Annotated in this window: 14 protein-coding genes; 12 read left to right on the forward strand and 2 right to left on the reverse strand. The window is 66.5% G+C overall.

Features of this window, described 5'->3' with window-relative positions; all coding sequences use genetic code 11:
- Positions 1–63: 63 nt before the first annotated feature.
- Genes INQ40_RS04365 through murD form a run of 3 tightly spaced genes read left to right on the forward strand, consistent with a single transcriptional unit; the run spans position 64 to position 5,418 of the window.
- Entirely contained in the window at positions 64–2,655 is a 2,592-nt protein-coding gene (locus tag INQ40_RS04365) for a bifunctional aspartate kinase/diaminopimelate decarboxylase (protein WP_194342419.1), read from the forward strand.
- Positions 2,652–4,028 (forward strand): UDP-N-acetyl-alpha-D-muramoyl-L-alanyl-L-glutamate epimerase, encoded by a 1,377-nt coding sequence (gene murL / locus INQ40_RS04370; protein ID WP_194341994.1) that lies wholly within the window; start codon positions 2,652–2,654, stop codon positions 4,026–4,028. The genes INQ40_RS04365 and murL overlap by 4 nt, the downstream gene beginning before the upstream one ends.
- Positions 4,009–5,418 carry a UDP-N-acetylmuramoyl-L-alanine--D-glutamate ligase gene (gene murD, locus INQ40_RS04375; protein ID WP_194341995.1) on the forward strand — a complete coding sequence of 470 codons (1,410 nt, stop codon included), beginning with the start codon at positions 4,009–4,011 and terminating at the stop codon, positions 5,416–5,418. Before murL ends, murD begins: the two co-directional genes overlap by 20 nt.
- Positions 5,419–5,460: 42 nt before the next feature.
- Here murD and INQ40_RS04380 read toward each other — a convergent pair whose 3' ends face one another.
- Positions 5,461–6,459, reverse strand: coding sequence for a polyprenyl synthetase family protein (locus tag INQ40_RS04380; protein ID WP_228482114.1), 999 nt, complete (start codon positions 6,457–6,459; stop codon positions 5,461–5,463).
- Between the two features lie 152 nt (positions 6,460–6,611).
- Here INQ40_RS04380 and ssb point away from each other — a divergent pair, with 152 nt between their 5' ends.
- The 9 genes from ssb (at position 6,612) to INQ40_RS04425 (ending at position 18,484) form a co-directional block, all read left to right on the forward strand.
- Positions 6,612–7,100, forward strand: coding sequence for a single-stranded DNA-binding protein (ssb, locus tag INQ40_RS04385; RefSeq protein WP_193986557.1), 489 nt, complete (start codon positions 6,612–6,614; stop codon positions 7,098–7,100).
- A gap of 117 nt (positions 7,101–7,217) precedes the next feature.
- The gene (gene rfbB / locus INQ40_RS04390; RefSeq protein ID WP_194341996.1) at positions 7,218–8,273 is read left to right on the forward strand and encodes a dTDP-glucose 4,6-dehydratase; all 1,056 of its coding nucleotides are present in this window, start codon (positions 7,218–7,220) and stop codon (positions 8,271–8,273) included.
- On the forward strand, positions 8,270–9,166 hold the full coding sequence (rfbA, locus tag INQ40_RS04395) for a glucose-1-phosphate thymidylyltransferase RfbA (protein WP_228482115.1): 897 nt from the start codon (positions 8,270–8,272) through the stop codon (positions 9,164–9,166). The genes rfbB and rfbA overlap by 4 nt, the downstream gene beginning before the upstream one ends.
- Positions 9,163–9,720, forward strand: a complete 558-nt coding sequence (gene rfbC / locus INQ40_RS04400; RefSeq protein ID WP_194341997.1) for a dTDP-4-dehydrorhamnose 3,5-epimerase — start codon at positions 9,163–9,165, stop codon at positions 9,718–9,720. Before rfbA ends, rfbC begins: the two co-directional genes overlap by 4 nt.
- A gap of 5 nt (positions 9,721–9,725) precedes the next feature.
- Positions 9,726–10,631 (forward strand): dTDP-4-dehydrorhamnose reductase, encoded by a 906-nt coding sequence (rfbD, locus tag INQ40_RS04405; RefSeq protein ID WP_228482116.1) that lies wholly within the window; start codon positions 9,726–9,728, stop codon positions 10,629–10,631.
- A 460-nt stretch (positions 10,632–11,091) separates the two neighbouring features.
- Positions 11,092–12,873, forward strand: a complete 1,782-nt coding sequence (locus INQ40_RS04410) for a S9 family peptidase (RefSeq protein WP_228482176.1) — start codon at positions 11,092–11,094, stop codon at positions 12,871–12,873.
- Positions 12,874–13,021: 148 nt separating this feature from the next.
- Positions 13,022–15,004, forward strand: coding sequence for an oligopeptide transporter, OPT family (locus tag INQ40_RS04415; RefSeq protein WP_193986565.1), 1,983 nt, complete (start codon positions 13,022–13,024; stop codon positions 15,002–15,004).
- 64 nt (positions 15,005–15,068) lie between these two features.
- Entirely contained in the window at positions 15,069–17,159 is a 2,091-nt protein-coding gene (locus tag INQ40_RS04420; protein ID WP_194341999.1) for a S9 family peptidase, read from the forward strand.
- 77 nt (positions 17,160–17,236) lie between these two features.
- Positions 17,237–18,484 (forward strand): DUF819 family protein, encoded by a 1,248-nt coding sequence (locus INQ40_RS04425; RefSeq protein ID WP_194342000.1) that lies wholly within the window; start codon positions 17,237–17,239, stop codon positions 18,482–18,484.
- Between the two features lie 50 nt (positions 18,485–18,534).
- Here INQ40_RS04425 and corA read toward each other — a convergent pair whose 3' ends face one another.
- On the reverse strand, positions 18,535–19,548 hold the full coding sequence (gene corA, locus INQ40_RS04430; RefSeq protein WP_194342001.1) for a magnesium/cobalt transporter CorA: 1,014 nt from the start codon (positions 19,546–19,548) through the stop codon (positions 18,535–18,537).

Raw genomic sequence — 19,548 nt, forward strand, 5'->3', positions numbered from 1 at the left:
GCAGAGGCGATAGGATGCACATCGTTGTTTTTTCCCTTTCCGGTCGTCGGCTGGAACCAGGAGATCGGATTGGTGGCTGCAAGGCAGAAGTGGCTGGTGCTGAAGTTCGGTGGAACCTCGGTATCCAGGCGTGACCGTTGGGACACGATCGGGCGCATGGCGGTGGAACGCGGCGCGGCCGAGGGCGCGCGCGTGCTGGTTGTCGTGTCCGCCATGTCCGGGGTCACCAACGAGTTGCAGGCCATCTGCGACGGCGACGATGCGGTGGCGCGGGTGGCGGCGCTGGCGCATCGCCATCGCGTCTTCTGCGAGGAGCTTGGCCTGGATCCGGAACAGGCGCTCGGTCCGCGCCTGGCGGAGTTGGAAGGTCTGCTGGATGACCCTCGCGCCGCCGGGCGCGCCCTCGCCTGGCAGGCCGAAGTGCTGGCGCAGGGAGAACTGCTTTCGTCGAGCATCGGCGCCGCCTACCTGTGCAGCCAGGGTTTGGATTTTGGCTGGTGCGACGCGCGCGACTGGCTGCAGGCCGGGCACGTGCCCAATCGCACCGAATCGGCGTTGCGGCTCTCGGTGCATCCGCGGCGCGAGATCGAGCCGGGCTTCAACGACCGCTTCACCCGGCACCCCCGCGCGTTCGTCCTGACCCAGGGCTTCATCGCCCGCCACGACGACGGCGGCACGGCGGTGTTCGGTCGCGGTGGCTCGGACACCTCGGCGGCGTGTTTTGGTGCGCTGCTGGGCGCGGTGCGCGTGGAGATCTGGACCGACGTCCCCGGCATGTTCAGCGCCAATCCGCGCGAGGTGCCCGATGCGCGCCTGCTTACCCGCCTGGACTACGCCGAAGCGCAGGAGATCGCGACGACCGGCGCCAAGGTCCTGCACCCGCGCTCGATCGGACCATGCCGGCGGGCGGGTGTGCCGATGATGATCCTGGATACCTCGCGCCCCGAACTGCCGGGCACGCGGATCGACGCCACGGCCGCCGCCATACCCGGCGTCAAGGCGATCAGTCGCCGCGACGGCGTGGTGCTGGTGTCGATGGAGAGCATCGGCATGTGGCAGCAGGTCGGCTTCCTGGCCGACATCTTCGAACTGTTCAAACGCCACGGCCTGTCGGTCGACCTGATCGGCTCCTCGGAGACGAACGTCACCATCTCGCTCGACCCGGCCGACAATCTGGTGACCAGCAATGTGCTGGAAGCACTGGCCACCGACCTGGCGAAAGTGTGCCGGGTCAAGGTGATCGCCCCGTGCACCGGCATCACCCTGGTGGGCAGGGGCATGCGCTCGCTTCTGCACCGCCTGTCCGACGTCTGGGCGACTTTCGGACGCGAGCGCGTGCACCTGATCTCGCAGTCTTCCAACGACCTTAACCTGACCTTCGTGATCGACGAGGCGGACGCCGACGGCCTGCTGCCGTTGCTGCACGCGGAATTGATCGCCAGTGGAGCAATGCCCGTGATGGATTCCGACGTGTTTGGCCCGAGCTGGCGTGAGATCGAGTACGGTCGCCCGCAGCGGCGGGAGCCCTGGTGGATAGGGCAGCGGGAGGACCTGCTGGCCCGCGCGAAAGCAGGCACGCCGCGCTATGTCTATCACCTGGCGACGGTTCGGGAGCGGGCCCGCGACATGCTGGCGACGGACGCCGTTGACCGGTGTTTCTTCGCCATCAAGGCGAACCCGCATCCGGCCATCCTGCGCACCGTGACCGACGAGGGCCTCGGTCTGGAATGCGTGTCGCTGGGTGAGCTGGAGCACGTGTTCGCGACCCTGCCGGAACTGCCCGCCTCCCGTGTGCTGTTCACGCCCAGCTTTGCGCCCCGGCGCGAATACGAGGCGGCGCTGGCGCGGGGCGTAACCGTCACCCTGGACAACATCGAGGCGTTCCAGCGCTGGCCGGAGGTCTTCCGCGGCCGCACGATCTGGCTGCGGCTGGACCTGGGTCGGGGCGACGGGCACCACGAGAAGGTCCGCACCGGCGGCGCCGCGGCCAAGTTCGGCCTCCCGCTGGCCCGCTTCGACGCCTTCCTGGCCCATGCGCACGCGCTGAACATCCGCATCAGCGGCCTGCACGCCCACCTGGGCAGCGGGATCGAGGACCCGCGTCATTGGCGCGAGGTGTACGCGCACCTGGCCGGGCTGGCCGACACGGCCGGCGACGTGGACACCATCGACATCGGCGGAGGGATGCCGATTCCGTATACCCCTGACGCGCAGGATTTTGACCTGGCGGTCTGGCGCGCCGGGCTGGATGAGATCAAGGCAGCGTTTCCACGCTACGCGCTGGTGGTGGAGCCCGGACGTTACCTGGTCGCCGAAGCCGGCGTGCTGCTGCTCTCGGTCACCCAGGTGGTCGAGAAGGACGGCGTGCACCGCATCGGCTGCGATGGCGGCATGAACGTGATGATGCGTCCGGCGTTGTACGACGCCTGGCACGGCATCCACAACATCAGCCGGCCCGGCGACACGTCGACGACCGCGTTCGAGATTGTCGGCCCGATCTGCGAGACGGGCGACGTGCTCGGCCGGAAGCGACTGCTGTCCAGCGCCACGGCGGAGGATGACGTCATCCTGGTCGCCGATACCGGCGCCTACGGCATGACGATGGCCAACACCTACAATCTGCGCGCCCTGCCGGCAGAGGACATCATCGAATGAGCAACTGGACGTTCCAGCGCGATGCGATCGACGCATTCCGATTCGTGCGCTGTGACTTTGACCCGATCACCGGCACAGCGAGGCTGGTGTACGCCTTCGATGACGGTCCGGAACTGGTGGAGACGGTCACCGTCCCCGGTGCTCCGTTCGAACTGGATGACGCGCGCGCCGTGGCGGTGGAACGGGCGCTCCGGCTGCTGCACCTGGTGGCGGGCGTGAGCTACTACAAGGCCGCGACCCCGCCGAAAATCCTGATCGACTCGTATGCGATCGATGAAGCCACTGCCGGGTTGATGGAGACCATCTACCTCAACGGGCTGGGAGAGTTTGCCTACCGCAACGGGCTCGATCTACACGACAGGATCCGTTTTCCGTCCGACGCCGCAGATGCAGCGTCGGCGGCAAGCGCAGGCCTGCGCGAGCACGCCCTGGTGGCCATCGGCGGCGGCAAGGACTCGCTGGTCAGCATCGAGGCATTGCGCGCGCTCGGGATCGGGCAGACGGTCACCTGGATCGGTGGTTCACAGCTGATCAAGGCCTGCGCCGAGCGCACCGGCCTGCCGACGCTGAATATCGGCCGCGCGCTGGCGCCGCAGCTGTTTGATTTCAACCGCCAGGGCGCCTGGAACGGGCACATCCCGGTCACCGCGGTGAACTCTGCGATCCTGGTGCTGGCCGCGTTGCTGCGCGGCGTCGACCAGGTGGTGTTCTCCAACGAGCGCTCGGCCAGCTACGGCAGCCTGATCCGCAGCGAGGACGGCCAGACCACGACCGAGGTCAACCATCAGTGGTCAAAGGGCTGGGCATTCGAGTCCGCCTTCGGCGACTACGTCGCCCGGCACGTCGCCGCCGACCTGAATTACTACTCCCTGCTGCGTCCGCTGAGCGAGCTGGCAGTGGCCCGGCAGTTTGCGCGGATCGACCATTACGACGCCTGGTTTTCCAGCTGCAACCGCAATTTCCACATCCTCGGCGAGCGCCCGGTCAACCGTTGGTGCGGGGTGTGTCCCAAGTGCCATTTCGTGTTCCTCGCGCTGGCGCCCTTCATGCCCAAGGCACGGCTGGTGGGCATCTTCGGCCGCAACCTGCTGGATGATCCGGCGCAGACGGCAGGTTACGACGCGCTGCTGGAGTACCACGACCACAAGCCGTTTGAATGTGTCGGCGAGGGCATCGAGTCGCGTGCCGCGATGGCGGCGCTGGTGGATCGCGCGGAGTGGCGCGAGGACACGCTGGTAAAGCGCTTCGCCGAGGAGATCCGGCCGCGGCTGGAACCGGCGGACCTCGGCATCGAGCCGTTGCTGGTGCTCGATGCTGAGCACCGCATTCCGGCGCCTTTGTGGGAACGTCTGCGTGCGCATCTCACAGCTTGAAGGGCGGCGCGTCGCGCTGTGGGGATGGGGGCGGGAAGGAAAGGCCGCGTGGCGCGCGGTGCGCTCCCGGTTGCCGACCCTGCCACTGACCCTGTTTTGCACCTCCGATGAAGTCGCGGCTGCCCGCGGGTGCGGTGACGCCTTCCTGAAGGTGGAAGATGAGACCTCTGCGGACCGGCTGGCGGCGTTCGACGTCGTCATCAAGTCCCCCGGCATCAGCCTCTACGGTGCAGAAGCGGCCGCGGCAGCCGCGCGCGGCACGCGGTTCATCGGCGGCACCGGCCTGTGGTTTGCCGAGCAGGGCGACGCGGGAGACAATGCCCGTAACGCCCTCTGCATCACCGGGACCAAGGGCAAGAGCACGACGACGGCCTTGCTGGCCCATCTGCTGCGCGCCGCAGGCCGCCGGACCGCGCTCGCCGGGAATATCGGCCTGCCGCTACTGGAGCTCCTGGACGTGGCGCCTGCCGCGGCCCCCGAAAGCTGGGTTATCGAGTTGTCCAGCTACCAGACGGGCGACGTCGCCGCCAGCGGCGTGCGCCCGGATATCGCGGTGGTGCTGAACGTGTTCCCGGAGCATCTGGACTGGCATGGCAGCGAAGCCCGGTACGTGGCGGACAAGCTGCAGCTGGTCACCGCGGCCAGGCCCCGCGTTGCCGTTTTGAACGCGGCGGACCCGCGGCTTGCGGCCCTGGATCTGCCCGACAGCGAGATCCGCTGGTTCGGCGACGAGTCCGGCTGGCATCTCCGCGGCGACATCGTCTTCGACCGGGATACGCGGGTGATGGACACCTCCTCGCTACCGCTGCCGGGACGGCACAATCGCGGCAACCTCTGTGCAGCCCTGACCGTGCTGGATGCGATGGGCCTGGATGCGGCGGCTCTGGCGACACGCGCAAAAGACTTCATTCCGCTGCCGCACCGCCTGCAGACGCTTGGTACACGCGACGGCCTCACCTGGGTCAACGACTCGATCAGCACGACCCCTTACGCAAGCTTGGCGGCATTGGAATGCTTCGCCGAGCGGCGCGTCGCGATCCTGCTGGGAGGTCACGACCGCGGCGTGGACTGGTCGGAGTTTGCCAAAGCGCTCACCGGCCACGCGCCGCAGGTGGTGGTCACGATGGGAGCCAATGGTCCGCGCATCCATGCGCTGCTGGCCCCGCTGGCCGCCGATGGCGAATTTGTCCTGCTGCAAGCCGAGGGCCTGGCGGATGCCGTCGGCAAGGCGCGGGCAGCGCTCGATGGTGATGGCGTGCTCCTGCTCTCGCCTGGCGCGCCCAGCTTCGGTCCGTATCGCGACTATGTCGCGCGCGGCCGGCACTTCGCCGAGCTGGGCGGATTCGATCCGGACGCGATCAGCGCAATCCCCGGATTGGGAATCGCCTGAGCGCCCGGACTGCATCCAGGACCGCGGGCTGCAAAAACCAGCTCAGTAATCGCGGTTGACCGCGTAGTCGGCCAACCCGCGCAGCGCGCCGAGATGGGCGTTGTCGTCCAGCCCTTCCAGCGCAGCCACGGCGCGAGACGCATAGTCGCGCGCCAGCTGGCGGCTGTAGTCCAGCCCGCCGGTAGCGTTTATCGCGGCCAGCACGACCAGCAGGGCACCGGTGTCGCCGTCCTGGATCGCTGCGCGCAGCGTCGCTGCGGTGCCCGGATCGCTATGGCGGATGGCGTGGATCAGCGGCAGCGTCGCCTTGCCTTCGGCGAGGTCGTCGCCCAGGTTCTTGCCCATGGTTTCCGCATCCGACGCGTAATCCAGGACATCGTCGGCAATCTGGAAGGCGAAACCGAGGTTCAGGCCGTAATCGTGCAGCTTGTCCTGGGTTGCCTCGTCGACGCCGGCCAGCAGCGCGCCCAGGCGCGTCGCGGCGGCAAACAGCACCGCGGTCTTGCGCTCGATGACCCGGATGTAGGCCGCCTCGTCGGTGTCGGGGTTGCGCACGTGCAGCAGTTGCAGCACTTCGCCTTCCGCGATCCGGTTGGTGGTGTCGGCGAGGATGGTCTGCACCTGCATCGACTCCAGCTCGACCATAAGCTGGAAACTGCGCGAATACAGGAAGTCGCCGACCAGGACGCTTGCCGCATTGCCCCAGACCGCGTTGGCCGTTCTGCGGCCGCGGCGCAGGTCGGACTCGTCGACCACGTCGTCGTGGAGCAGCGTCGAGGTGTGGATGAATTCCACCACCGCCGCCAGCTGGTGCGCGTCCGGTCCACGGTGGCCGAGCGCTCCCGCGGCCAGCAGCAGCAACATCGGGCGAAGGCGCTTGCCACCCGCGTTGATGATGTATTCGGAGACCTGGTTGATCAGCACGACGTCGGAAGCCAGGCGGCGACGGATCAGGGCGTCGACCGCGGCCATGTCGTCCCGGGCCAGGGCCTGGATCTCATCCAGATCGGGATTCGCTGCTTGAGGGACGGAAACGTGCATGGGTGACCAAAAGACGGGGGACCGGCGATTATAGGCGTTCGCAGACGGCCGGAAATCCGAGGGTGCCCAAGGGCATGGCCTGACCGTGCCAGCCCGGTGGGTCGGTATACTTGCAAGCCCGTCGCCGCCGGCGACCTCAAAGGACCGCATTCATGGCACGTGGCATCAACAAGGTGATCCTGGTCGGCAATCTCGGCAACGATCCCGACATGAAGTACACCCAGGGCGGCATGGCCATCTGCACCCTCTCGTTGGCGACCACCAGCGTGCGCAAGGACAAGGACGGCCAGCAGATCGAGAAGACCGAATGGCACCGCGTGAAGCTGTTCGGCAAGCTGGGCGAGATCGCCGGCGAGTACCTGAAAAAGGGCCGCCAGGTCTACATCGAAGGCTCGATCCGCTACGACAAGTTCACCGGCCAGGACGGCGTGGAGAAGTACTTCACCGACATCGTTGCCGACGAGATGCAGATGCTGGGCGGTGGTGGCGGCGCCTCGGAAGGCGGTGGACGCGACTTCGACCGTGAGGAGCGGACCTCGCGTCCCGCGCCCCGCCAGGCGGCCGCGCCGCGTCGTGAAGCCACGCCGGCCAAATCGAACGACTTCGGCGACGATTTTGCAGACGACGATATCCCGTTCTAGCAGGCGTCCGCTTTTTTTGAGTGCAAGGACTGCAGGGCGTTAGTAGGATGCCACCGCGCTATCCCCGCGTGCGGTCGATAAAGAAGTCTTCCTGATTGCAATTTTTTGGAGCGTTGCATGCCGACGTGGTTGGTGACGGGCGGAGCCGGTTTTATTGGTGGGAATTTCGTCCTCGATGCAGTCGGTCGCGGCATCAAGGTCGTCAATCTGGACGCCCTGACCTATGCAGGCAATCTGGACACGTTGTCGTCACTGGATGGCGATACGTCCCACGTGTTCGTGCACGGCGACATCGGCGACGCCACTCTGGTGGCCCGCCTGCTGCGCGAGCACCAGCCCGACGCGGTGATCAATTTCGCCGCCGAAAGCCATGTAGATCGCTCCATCGATGGCCCCGCCGAGTTCGTCCAGACCAACGTGGTGGGCACGCTCAGCCTGCTGGAGCAGGTCCGCGACTACTGGAAGTCGCTGGACGGCGCGCGCGCGGCGGATTTCCGCTTCCTGCACGTCTCCACCGATGAGGTCTACGGCACCCTGGGCGATACCGGGAAGTTCACCGAAACCACGCCGTATGCGCCCAACTCGCCGTACTCCGCGTCCAAGGCCGCCTCCGACCATCTGGTACGGGCGTTTCACCATACCTATGGCCTGCCGGTGCTCACCACCAACTGCTCCAACAACTACGGTCCTTACCAGTTCCCGGAAAAGCTCATCCCGCTGATCATCGCCAAGGCGCTGGCCGGCGAGCCGCTGCCGATCTACGGCGACGGGCTCAACGTGCGCGACTGGCTGTTCGTGTCCGACCACTGCGCGGCGATCCGGCGTGTATTGGAGGCAGGTCGGGTGGGGGAGGTCTACAACGTCGGGGGTGAGGCGGAGCGCACCAACATCGTGGTGGTGCAGACAATCTGCCGGCTGCTCGACCAGCGACGACCGCTGGCCGACGGTCGCAAGCGCGAATCGCTGATCACCTACGTCCAGGACCGCCCCGGGCACGACCGCCGCTACGCGATCGATGCCAGCAAACTGCACGGTCAGCTGGGCTGGGAACCGGCGGTGACCTTCGATGAAGGCATTGCCCGGACCATCGACTGGTATCTGGAAAATGCGCCCTGGGTGCAACGGGTGATGGACGGCAGCTACCGGCTCGAGCGCATCGGTGGTGTCGCATGATGGCGACATCCGGACGCAAGGGCATCATCCTCGCCGGCGGCTCGGGCACGCGCCTGTATCCGGTCACCCAGGCGATCAGCAAGCAGCTGCTGCCGATCTTCGACAAGCCGATGATCTACTACCCGCTCAGCGTGTTGATGCTGGCCGGGATACGCGAGGTGTTGATCATCAACACACCCCACGAGCAGCCCCTCTTCCGGAACCTGCTCGGCGACGGTTCGCAATGGGGGATGAAGATCGAATACGCGGTACAACCCAGCCCTGATGGGCTCGCGCAGGCGTTCCTGATCGGGCGCGACTTCCTGGCCGGCCAGCCCAGCTGCCTGGTGCTGGGCGACAACATCTTCCACGGTCCGGGCCTCACCGCGATGTTGAAGCGCGCCGACGCGCGCCCGCACGGCGCCACGGTGTTCGGCTATTGGGTCCGCGATCCGGAGCGCTACGGGATTGCCGAGTTCGATGCCGACGGCAAGGTCGTCGGTCTGGAGGAAAAGCCCGAGCAGCCGCGCTCGAACTATGCCGTTACCGGCCTGTATTTCTACGACGGTCGCGCCAGCGATTACGCCGCGCAGATAAAGCCCTCGGCGCGCGGTGAACTCGAAATCACCGACCTCAACAAGCGCTATCTTGATGAGGATGCGTTGCACATGGAGCGTCTGGGCCGTGGCTATGCCTGGCTGGACACCGGCACCCACCAGTCCCTGCTGGAGGCGTCGAATTACGTGGAAACCATCGAGGCCAGGCAGGGCCTGCGGGTCTGCTGTCCCGAGGAGATCTCCCTCCACAACGGCTGGATCGACAACGACCAGCTGCGCGCGCTCGCCCAGCCGTTGGTGAAGAACGGCTATGGCGAATACCTCCTGTCGCTGATTGATCGCGGGTACGTGGAATGAAGGTGATTCAGACCGACCTTCCGGGGTGCGTGGTGTTTGAGCCGCGGGTGTTCAGCGACGATCGCGGGACCTTCTTCGAAACCTTCAACCACGGCAAGCTGCGCGAGCATGGGTTGCAGCCGTCCTTCGTGCAGGGCAACACATCCTCATCGCGCAGGAACGTGCTGCGCGGACTCCACTACCAATGGCCGAATCCGCAGGGCAAGTACGTGTCGGTGGTGGAGGGCGAGGTCTGGGACGTCGCCGTTGACATCCGCCGCGGCTCACCCCACTTCGGTCGTTGGACAGCGGTCGTCCTGAGCGGCGACAACAAGCGTCACTTCTGGATCCCCGAAGGCTTCGCCCACGGGTTCGTGACCCTGAGCGAGCAGGCGGTATTCACCTATCTTTGCACTGCCACCTACGATCCCGACGCGGATGCAAGCCTGCGCTGGGACGACCCACGGCTGGCAATCGATTGGCCGCTCGCCTCGCCGGTCCTGTCGCCAAAGGACGCCGGTGCGCCGCTGCTGGAAGACGTCGCCGACGACCGCTTGCCGGTTTTCGCGGACTGATTGCCGTGCGCCTGCTGCTGATCGGGGGCAATGGCCAGGTCGGTCATGAGCTCAGGCGCGCATTGCCGCCGCTGGGTGAGGTGGTCGTTACCAGCCGCGATGGCCGGTTGTCCGACGGCGGTCTGTGCGAGGCGCTGGACCTCGGCCAGCCGGACACCGTCGGGGCACTGATTGAGCGTATTGCGCCCGACGTGGTCGTCAACGCCGCGGCGTACACCGCGGTTGATCGCGCCGAGGACGAGCCGGAGCTGGCCCATCGCGTCAACGCCGAGTCGCCGGCCCGCATCGCGGAGGCCTGCGCGCGCATGGGCGCAAGGCTGGTGCACTACTCCACCGACTATGTCTTCGATGGCCAGGGGCGCCGGCCCTATCGGGAGGACGACCCGACCGCTCCGCTAGGCGTCTACGGCGCGAGCAAGCTTGCAGGCGAGCAGGCGATCGAGCGCAGCGGCGCGAAGCATTTGATCCTTCGCACCGCGTGGGTTTACGGTCTGCACGGCGGCAATTTCCTGCGCACCATGTTGCGTCTTGCCAGCGAACGGGACGAATTGCGCGTGGTGGCCGACCAGGTCGGCTCACCGACTCCCGCATGGCTGATCGCCGACGTTACCGCAGCCATGCTGCGGCGGGGCAAGGACACTTCAGGCATGTTCCACCTCGTGAGCACCGGTCAGACCAGTTGGCATGGATTTGCCGAGGCGATCATGGAGGAAGCCGCTGAGGTCGGTCTGTTGACGCGCAAACCGCGTGTGCTGCCGATCAGCACGGCGGAGTTTCCCACGCGCGCCGCCCGGCCGGCCTATTCCGTGCTCGACACCGCGCGCCTGGCAGCGCAATTCGAGCTCGAACTTCCGGACTGGCGCAGCGCGCTGGTCGAGACGCTCCAGGCGGCGCCCGGCCGGGCGCGCTGAGCCTCACAAGCCGCGGGCACGGCTGACATGCCCGAAATCTGGCGCTCAATCGCTTCGGTGCAGTACGCTTCGCCGCGGGGAGCAACCATCGGGGGATGGAACTTTTTATCTCGGATGGCCGTAGGGCTGCTGCGTCCGCATGCGCGAGCGTGCTGATCGGCGGATTTCGGTGCGCGCCACTTTCCCGCACGTTTTTATTTCCGAACAGGAGTTGGACTTGAACCGCATTGCCCTGGCTTCACTGACCGCCGCGCTATTCGCGGCACTGACACTGTCACCCGCCGCCGTCCGCGCCGAGTCAACGGGGACACCTCCGCCACCCGCCAACGCGCCTGCCGCAGTCGATGTGGATCGCTACGTCCGCGCCGACCTGTTCGAGTCGATCAAGATCTCGCCCAAGGGCGATTACCTCGCCGCAACGGTGCCGCTGGACAATGGGCAGCGCACGGGTCTGGTCATCATGAGCCGGGCCGACAAACAGATCACCGGTGCGTTCTCGCAGGGCAAGAACACCCACATCAGTGATTTCCACTGGGTCAACGACGAGCGGGTTCTCATCGGCATCGCCGAAAAACTCGGAGCGCTGGAGGCACCGCAATCCACCGGCGAACTCGTGGCCGTCAACGCCGATGGCGGCAAGCCGCAATTCCTCATCGGCCAGCGGATGATGGGGGAGGGCGCAGGGACACGCATCCAGCCGCGCAAGGTCGAGCGGGTGGCGGCTTACCTGGTCGACCCCCTGCTGAGCGACGACAAGCGCGTGATCATTTCGGTGATGCCGTTCTCGGCTGATCCGTATACGCGGGCCGAGTCGATGGACGTCTACACCGGCCGCAGGGTGCAGGTGGCCAAAGCGCCAGTGCGCAATGCGAGCTTCATCACCGACAACCACGGTGTCGTCCGTTTCGCCGCCGGCGCCGGCACGGACCGGCGCCAGCGGGTTTACTACCGCGATGGGAACGGTTCCGACTGGCAGCTGATCAACGACGAAAGCGCGAGCAACCTGGTGTGGTATCCGCTGGGGTTTGCAGCCGACGACAGCGTCGCCTACATCGGCAGCACCACGCTGGACGGCCCCGACGAAGTGCTGGCTTTTGATCCCGCTACTGGCAAGACCAAGCGTGCATTGCGCGACAACGACGTCGATCCTGCGATGGTCCTGCAAAGCGTGGGTGGCGCTGCTCCGGTCGGCGTACTGCTGCACGACGGCAAGCCCCGCACGGCATTCTTCGACGAGCAGTCCGAAGACGCACGCCTGTATCGCAGCCTGGAGGCGGCGTTTGCAGGCGATGCGGTGCGCATCACCTCGCAGACCGCCGATGGCAACCTCACCCTGGTCAAGACCTGGAGTGACCGCAGCCCGGGCGACTATTACCTGTTCAATCGCGAGACCAAGAAAGCCGATCACCTGCTGAGCCAGCGCGAGTGGTTCGATCCGCGCGAGATGGCCGAGCGTCGCCCGATCACCCTGAAGGCGCGCGACGGCCTGACGCTGCACGGTTACCTCACGCTTCCGAAGGGTGTGGCGGCAAAAAGCCTCCCGATGGTCGTTCACCCCCATGGCGGACCGTTCGAGATCCAGGACACCTGGGGCTTCGAAAACGATCCGCAACTGCTGGCCGAGGCGGGTTACGCGGTCCTGCAGCTGAACTTCCGGGGTTCGGGTGGCTACGGCAAGCCCTTCATCAACGCCGGGCAGCGCCAGTGGGGCCTGGCGATGCAGGACGACCTGACCGACGCTACCCGCTGGGCGATCAAGCAGGGCTTCGCCGACGCCGGACGCATCTGCATCTATGGCGGCAGCTACGGTGCCTACGCGTCATTGATGGGGGTCGCCAAGGAGCCGGACCTCTACCGCTGCGCGGTCGGCTACGCGGGGGTCTACGATCTGCCGACCATGCACACCCACGGCGATATCCAGGGACACGGTTCGGGCGAGACCTACCTGCGCGAGTGGATTGGCGAACGCAGCGAGCTTGCCGCCGTTTCGCCGAGCAACATGGCTGACCGGATCAAGGTGCCGGTGTTCCTGGCGGCAGGTGGCGAAGACCAGCGCACCCCGATCGAGCACAGCAAGATGATGGAGCGGGCCCTGCGCAGCAATGGGGTTCCGGTCGAGACGCTGTATTACAAGAACGAGGGCCACGGCTTCTACCTGGAAGCCAATCGCCGTGAGTACTACACCCGCTTGCTCGACTTCCTGTCGCGCCACATCGGTGGTGCGCCTGCCAAAACCGGCTGACAAGCGGGAGCGAGCGCCGCGGCGACGGGCGGGTCATTGTGGCGTGGTTGCGAACCGTGACCATCCGCCCGCGTGACCGATCGGATTTTCACGCTATCCTCGAACGGTTGCGTTTTCCACGGGCCACGCCCTCTTCCCGGAGCCGTTGATGAGTACACCCGCACCTGTACCTGCCCAGGCGCAGCTGACCGTTCGTGCCGTCGTGCTGGCGATCGTCCTGGCGGTGATCCTGGCGGCCGCCAACGCCTACCTCGGGCTGTTCGCCGGCCTGACCATCGCCACCGCAATCCCCGCGGCCGTGGTCTCGATGGGTGTGCTGCGCCTGCTCGGCGGCGGCACCATCCTGGAAAACAACATCGTCCAGACCGGCGCCTCGGCGGGCTCCTCGATCGCCGCGGGCGTGATCTTCACCATCCCGGCGCTGGTGATCATGGGCTACTGGCCGGACTTCAAGTACTGGTGGGTGCTGGGAATCGCCGGCTTGGGTGGCCTGCTGGGCGTCCTGTTCTCGGTACCGCTGCGGCGCTCGATGATCGTCGAGGATCCGCTGCCATTCCCCGAGGGCAAGGCGGCCGCGGAGGTGCTCAAGGCCGGTGACAACCCGGGCCCGGGCATGCGGATCCTTGCAATCTCCGGAGCCATCGGCGCGCTGGTAAAGCTCTCCGCGACCAGTGGCCTGCGCTTGATTCCCGACACCTGGACCCAGTCCACCTATCTGGGCAGCTCCAAGATCACCGCTTTCATCGGCACCAACCTCTCGCCGGCGCTGCTGGGCGTGGGCTACATCGTCGGTCTGAACGTCGGCATCGTCGTGCTGTCGGGCGCGGTTCTCTCCTGGCACATCGCGATCCCGCTGTACCAGGCGTTCTTCATGAACACCGACCCGGCGCTGGCGGCGTCGCTGACCAACGCATCCTCGGCCGACGCGGCGTTCGCGATCTGGGGTGCCAAGATCCGCTACCTGGGGGTCGGTGCGATGCTGATCGGTGGTATCTGGACGCTGTTTTCGCTGCGCAAATCGCTGCTCAACGGCGTCAAGAGCGGGTTCGCCGCAGCCCGCAAGAGCACCGGACCGGCGCTGGCGGAAACCGAGCGCGACCTGCCGATGAAGTGGATGCTGATCGCGCTGGTGCTGTTCACGCTGCCGCTGCTGGCGCTGTACCAGATGATCGTCGGCCAGTGGCTGGTGAGTATCCCGATGACAATCATCATGATCGTCGCCGGCTTCCTGTTCGTGTCGGTGTCCGCGTACCTGGCCGGGCTGATCGGTTCGTCCAACAATCCGGTGTCGGGCATCACCATCTCCACTATCCTGTTTGCCTCGGCGGTGCTGGTGTTGCTGCTGGGCGAGAGCGGGCTTGCACCGGTCGGCGTGGGCGGCGCGCCCCTGGGTGCGGTGGCGGCGATCATGATCGGTGCGGTGGTGTGCTGCGCCGCGGCGGTGGGCGGGGACAACCTGCAGGACCTGAAAGCCGGTTACATCGTGGGTGCGACGCCGTGGAAACAGCAGCTGATGCTGGGCATCGGCGCGTTCTCGTGCGCCCTGATCATGGCGCCGGTGCTCAACCTGCTGGCCACGGCTTATGGGATCGGCGAGCCGACGCTGGAACACCCCAACGCGCTGGCAGCCCCGCAGGCCAACCTGATGGCGTCCGTCGCCCGGGGCATGTTCGGCGGCGACCTGCCGTGGACGATGATCGGCCTTGGCGTGGCCGTGGGCGCGGCAATCATTGCCGTCGACGAATGGCTGAAGGCCCGCGGTGCGCGCTTCCGCGTGCCGGTGCTGGCCGCCGCGATCGGCATTTATCTGCCGCTGGAGCTGATGGTGCCGATCTTCCTCGGCGGCCTGCTGTCCTACGCGGTGGAACGTTTCCACAAGGTCGACCCGGACGATCATGACGGCCGCGACCGCGTGCACCGGCCCGGTGTGCTGTTTGCCGCGGGGCTGATCACCGGCGAGGCCTTGATGGGCATCGCGATCGCCGTGCCGATCGTGGTGTCGGCGCGCGCCGACGTGCTTGCGCTTGCCGTCCAGGTTCCGGCCGCGCAATGGATCGGCCTGCTCGTGCTGGCGTTCGTAGGCTGGTACCTCTACCGCACCGGCGTCCGCGCCCCCGTCTCCACCAGCTGACTGCTCGCGCCTCACGCGTCGCCGCCGAGGGTCGCGGCGTTTCAGAACACAACAGGAGTTGTCCATGCGTATTGTCCCCGCCGCCCTGCCGCTGTTGCTGGCACTGGTATTGCCAGGCGCTGCGTTTGCCGCCGACGTGGCCGATCGTGGCCTGCAGCCCCGCGACCTGGCGACGCTTGACCGGTTTTCCTCGCCCATCCTCTCGCCCGATGGCAGCCGGGTGGTGTTCGCGCGAAGCGTCACCGACTACGACGCAAACAAGGCGTCCACGTCCCTGTGGGTACGCAACCTGTTGACCCGCGACCTGCGGCCGCCGTCACGCCTGACGCCGGAGGGCTGGAACGTCAACTCCCCGGTGTTCGCGCCCGACGGCAAGAGCGTGTACTTCCTCAGCTCCAAGTCCGGCACCTCGCAGCTGTATGCGATCGGCGCCGAGGGTGGCAAGCCGCGACAGCTCAGCAACGTGCCGCTCGACGTGGGGAGCTTCCAGATCTCTCCCGATGGCCGGCGCGTCGCCTTCAGCGTCGAGGCGTTCGTTGATTGCGGCAGCGACCTGGCCTGCACCAGGAAGCGCGTCGACGAGCGCGAGGCGAGCCCGGAGACCGGCACCGTCTATGACCGCATGTTCGTGCGTCATTGGGACACCTGGAGCGATGGGCGCCTGAACCGCGTTTTCGTCGCCGATCTTCCGACCGGTCGCGGGACCGTCACCACGGCCACCGCGATCGCCGGCGACGTCATCGGCAATGTGCCCTCCCGGCCGTTCGGCGACAGTGGCGATTACACCTGGGCGCCGGATGGCAAGTCGCTGGTGCTGAGCGTGCGCAAGGCCGATCGCACCGAGCCGTGGTCCACCAACTTCGACCTTTACCAGGTCAGCGCCGACGGCAGCGGCGCGGCACGTAACCTGACCGCCGACAACCCGGCCACCGACTCGGGCCCGGTATTCAACGCCGACGGCAGCAAGCTGTTCTACCGCGCGATGAAGCGTCCCGGCTTCGAGGCGGACCGCTACGCGGTGATGGCGCTGGACATGGCGATCGGGCAGCGCCGCGAGATCGCGCCCAAGTGGGACCGGTCCGCCGACAGCATCGCGGTGTCGGCCGATGGCGGCACGCTGTATGTCACTGCTCAGGACGTGGGCGAGCATCCGCTGTTTGCGCTGGACGTCGCCGATGGGAACGTGACCCGCATCGCAGCCGACGGCAGCATCGGGTCGGTCCAGGTCGCCGGCGACACCCTGGCCTTCACCCGCAACAGCCTGACCAGCGGCAACCAGGTCTTCACCGGCAGCACCGACGGCAGCTTCGAGCGGGCGATCACCCCGGATGCCGGCGAGATGCTGCCGTGGGTGAAATTCGGCGACTTCGAGCAGTTCAGCTTTCCCGGCTGGAACCGCGAAACGGTCCACGGGTACGTGCTCAAGCCGTGGAACTACCAGGAGGGCAAGCAGTACCCGGTCGCGTTCCTGATCCACGGCGGGCCGCAGGGCAGTTTCGGCAACAGCTGGAGCACGCGCTGGAACCCGCAAACGTACGCTGGGCAGGGCTACGCGGTCGTCATGATTGACTTCCACGGATCCACCGGCTACGGCCAGGCCTTCACCGACGCGATCAGCCAGCACTGGGGTGACCGGCCGCTGGAAGACCTGCAGAAGGGCTGGAAGGCGGCGCAGCAGAAATACCCGTTTCTGGACGGTGCCAATGCCTGTGCACTGGGCGCCAGCTACGGCGGCTACATGGTCAACTGGATCGCCGGCAACTGGCACACGCCCGCGTCGGGCGCCTGGAAGTGCCTGGTCAACCACGATGGCGTGTTCGACACCCGCATGATGGGCTTCGTCACCGAGGAGCTGTGGTTCACCGAGTGGGAAAACGGCGGCAGCCCGTGGGACAAGGGCGCGAGCCATGAGAAGTTCAACCCCAGCCGCCACGTCGACAAGTGGCGGGTGCCGATGCTGGTCGTGCACGGACAGCAGGACTTCCGCATTCCGGTCAGCCAGGGCCTTGGTGCATTCACCGCGCTGCAGCGGCGCGGGATCGAGTCCAAATTCCTGTACTTCCCCGACGAGAACCACTGGGTGCTGAAGCCGCACAACTCGGTGCAGTGGCATGACACCGTCAATGGCTGGCTGAAAGCGCACCTGGCCCCATAAGCGCGACGCCTGACGGCCGCGGCGCCCGTTGTCGCGGCCGGGTTTCTTGATGCCCGCAATTTCTCCGGAGTTCCACGATGCCTGACGCAAGCACCGCACTGATCACCGACGACGCCGTCGTCCTGGGGCTGCTTGCGGTCACGTTGGGGGCGGTGTTCTGGACCGCCTCGCGTCCGAGCGGGTTCTGGAAGAAGTTCTACAACATCGTGCCGGCGCTGCTGGTCTGCTACCTGGTGCCGGCCCTCTACAACAGCTTCGGCCTCATCGACGGCGCGGCTTCGGGCCTATACCCGATGGCGCGCGATTACCTGTTGCCCAGCGCGCTGGTGCTGTTCTGCGTGGCGATGGACATCGGCGCGATCCTGCGGCTGGGGCCCAAGGCGGTGATCATGTTCCTCACCGGCACTGCCGGTGTCGTCATAGGGGCCTGGGTCTCGTTCTGGGCGATGGGTTTGATCCATCCGGAGACCGTCGCCGGGGAGACCTGGCGCGGCATGACGACGGTGGCCGGCAGCTGGATCGGCGGCGGTGCCAACCAGGCGGCGATGAAAGAGGTCTTCGAGGTCGAGTCAACCCTGTTTGGCCAGTTCATCGCAATCGATGTGATCGTGGCCAACCTCTGGCTCGCGGTCCTGCTGTTCCTCGCCCCGCGCGCGGACGCATTCGACCGCTGGGTCAACGCCGATACCTCCGCGATCGAAAGCCTGAAGCAGCAGATCGCCAGCTACCAGGCCGAGCACGCCCGCATTCCGAACATGGCGGACTTCATGCTGATCTTCGCGATCGCGCTGGGCATCACCGGCCTGTCGCACTTCCTGGCCGCGCCGCTGGTGGACTGGGTGCGTTCCTTGCCGCTGGAATGGCGCCTTCAGGACTACAGCCTGGATTCGCGGTTCTTCTGGATCGTCGTGTTCGCTACGACTTTCGGCGTGCTGCTCAGCTTCACCCGCGCCCGCCAGCTGGAGGGTGCGGGCGCCTCCACGATCGGGTCGGTGTTCCTGTACGTCCTGATCGCGACCATCGGCATGCAGATGGACCTGAAGGCGCTCGCCGACCGGCCGACACTGCTCGCGCTGGGGGTGATGTGGATCGCCGTGCATGCCGTGCTCCTGGTCGGCGTGGCCAAGCTGATCCGGGCGCCGCTGTTCTTCCTGGCCGTCGGTTCGCAGGCCAATATCGGCGGTGCGGCCTCGGCGCCGGTGGTGGCCAGCGCGTTCCATCCTTCACTGGCGCCGGTTGGCGTCTTGCTGGCAGTGGTCGGGTATGCGCTGGGCACGTACTTCGCCTACATCACCGGCATCGGCCTGCAATTCATGGCCGGCTGATCAGGCTGGTTGGTCGTTCTTGCTGATCGCGCCCGGTTCAGCCGTAGGGACTACAGCCAGCCGGAGCGCTTGAACGCGCGATACAGGGAGAACACGCCTGCGGCGACCAGCACCGCGAGCAGGGGATAGCTCCAGCGTCCGTGCAGCTCCGGCATGACCGCGAAGTTCATGCCGTACCAGCCCGTCACCAGCGTGGGTACGGCAAGCAAAGCCGCCCATGCACCCATGCGCTTGACCACCTCGCCCTGGCGCACCGTGACCAGCGCGAGGTTGACGTTGACCGCGGCGGTCAGCATTTCGCGCAGGGTGTCGGTGTTCTCGTTGATGCGGACTGCGTGGTCCAGCACGTCGCGGAAATACAGGCGCATCTCCTCGTCGATCAGGTCGGCGCGCGGGCGGGCGAGGTGGGACAACACGTCCTGCAGCGGCGCCACCGCCAAGCGCAGGCGGGTCAGTTCGCGCTTGAGGTCGTAGAGCTTCTGCACCGTCTTCTTGTCGAACTCATCGGCGAAGATGTCGGTCTCCAGCGCATTGAGCGCGTTGCCGAACTCGTCCACGATCGGCAGCAGGCGATCCACGACCATGTCCAGCACCACATACAGCGCGGCGGAGGGGCCGTGCCTGAGCAGGTCGGGCTCGCGCTCCATCCGGGCGCGGGCGTCGCCGTAACTGCTGGACGCCCCGTGGCGGACCGTCATCAGGTAGCGCGGGCCGACGAACAGATGGGTCTCGCCGAAGTTGATCGCCCCCTCGATGTTCTGCGCGGTGTGCAGCGCAATGAACAGGGAATTGCCGTAGGTCTCGATCTTGGGTCGCTGGTGCGCATTGCCGGCGTCTTCGATCGCCAGGTCGTGCAGGCCGAACTCCTCCTGCAGCTTGTTCAGCACGCGGCCGTCGGGCTCGTACAGGCCAACCCAGACGAAGCTCCCATCCTCGACCGCCAGTGCATCGCTGATCGAGTCCAGGTCGATGTCGGTTCGGACACCGTCGGCCGAGTAGACCGCGCAGCTCATCACGCTGCGGGGCAGGGCGATGCAGGGCGCGGCAGCGGGGGTTTCCGACAT

Origin of the sequence: Lysobacter sp. H21R4, assembly GCF_015277535.1 — a bacterium.
In the GTDB taxonomy this organism is placed as follows: Bacteria; Pseudomonadota; Gammaproteobacteria; order Xanthomonadales; family Xanthomonadaceae; genus Novilysobacter; species Novilysobacter ciconiae.

What these genes read in the sequence shown, in the direction of transcription:
- murL (WP_194341994.1), top strand. Translation starts at nt 2,652, where the DNA reads ATGAGCAACTGGACGTTCCAGCGCGATGCGATCGACGCATTCCGATTC.
- INQ40_RS04380 (WP_228482114.1), bottom strand. Translation starts at nt 6,459, where the DNA reads ATGCACGTTTCCGTCCCTCAAGCAGCGAATCCCGATCTGGATGAGATC.
- ssb (WP_193986557.1), top strand. Translation starts at nt 6,612, where the DNA reads ATGGCACGTGGCATCAACAAGGTGATCCTGGTCGGCAATCTCGGCAAC.
- rfbB (WP_194341996.1), top strand. Translation starts at nt 7,218, where the DNA reads ATGCCGACGTGGTTGGTGACGGGCGGAGCCGGTTTTATTGGTGGGAAT.
- rfbA (WP_228482115.1), top strand. Translation starts at nt 8,270, where the DNA reads ATGATGGCGACATCCGGACGCAAGGGCATCATCCTCGCCGGCGGCTCG.
- rfbC (WP_194341997.1), top strand. Translation starts at nt 9,163, where the DNA reads ATGAAGGTGATTCAGACCGACCTTCCGGGGTGCGTGGTGTTTGAGCCG.
- INQ40_RS04410 (WP_228482176.1), top strand. Translation starts at nt 11,092, where the DNA reads ATGAGCCGGGCCGACAAACAGATCACCGGTGCGTTCTCGCAGGGCAAG.
- INQ40_RS04415 (WP_193986565.1), top strand. Translation starts at nt 13,022, where the DNA reads ATGAGTACACCCGCACCTGTACCTGCCCAGGCGCAGCTGACCGTTCGT.
- INQ40_RS04420 (WP_194341999.1), top strand. Translation starts at nt 15,069, where the DNA reads ATGCGTATTGTCCCCGCCGCCCTGCCGCTGTTGCTGGCACTGGTATTG.
- INQ40_RS04425 (WP_194342000.1), top strand. Translation starts at nt 17,237, where the DNA reads ATGCCTGACGCAAGCACCGCACTGATCACCGACGACGCCGTCGTCCTG.
- corA (WP_194342001.1), bottom strand. Translation starts at nt 19,548, where the DNA reads ATGTCGGAAACCCCCGCTGCCGCGCCCTGCATCGCCCTGCCCCGCAGC.